Genomic DNA, 513 nt, shown 5'->3' with positions numbered 1-513 from the left:
TGGCCTCCGACTTTTCAGACTCTGACAATGTTGCCATTGATTTCTGAAGTACTTTCCTAAAATCTTGCTTTAATAAGCTATCAAATGGATCTTTAACGAAACCACAATCAATGAGTTCAATTAATTCAGAACCACTTTTCTTATTGTCATCTGCTCCAAACTTGTTGTAATAGTTAACAACACAGTTATTAAGCATCCAACTTAAATACTGTTCCAGATTTGTCCAATCTGTTTTATCCCAACGAGCTAGTATCTTAACAAAACAATCATGAGCTATGTCTTCTGCATCCATAATCTGATGCTTAGCCATTCTCAGACATTTAATAAAGATAGGACAATACTCACGATACAATTCATCCTTCGTGTATACGTGATTTTCTTTAGTTCGTCTTGGAATATGAAATCTCTTTGCCATACTCTTCCCTGTAGGCTAGATATAAAAAAGGGCCACCGAAGTGAGCCCTATTTCATGCTTCAAGTTCGATTAGAATGGTACGTCATCATCTTCTGCTA

Annotated in this window: 1 protein-coding gene; it reads right to left on the bottom strand. The window is 36.1% G+C overall.

Features of this window, described 5'->3' with window-relative positions:
* Positions 1-292 (bottom strand): sigma-70 family RNA polymerase sigma factor (locus tag N1032_RS27995; protein WP_259544016.1); only part of this gene is annotated, 292 nt, incomplete at its 3' end.
* Between the last annotated feature and the right edge of the window lie 221 nt (positions 293-513).

The organism is Herbiconiux daphne (assembly GCF_024979295.1).
Taxonomy (GTDB): domain Bacteria; phylum Actinomycetota; class Actinomycetes; order Actinomycetales; family Microbacteriaceae; genus Herbiconiux; species Herbiconiux daphnes.
Note: the sequence above shows the minus strand (reverse complement) of the source record. Positions and strands in the feature narration are given on the sequence as shown.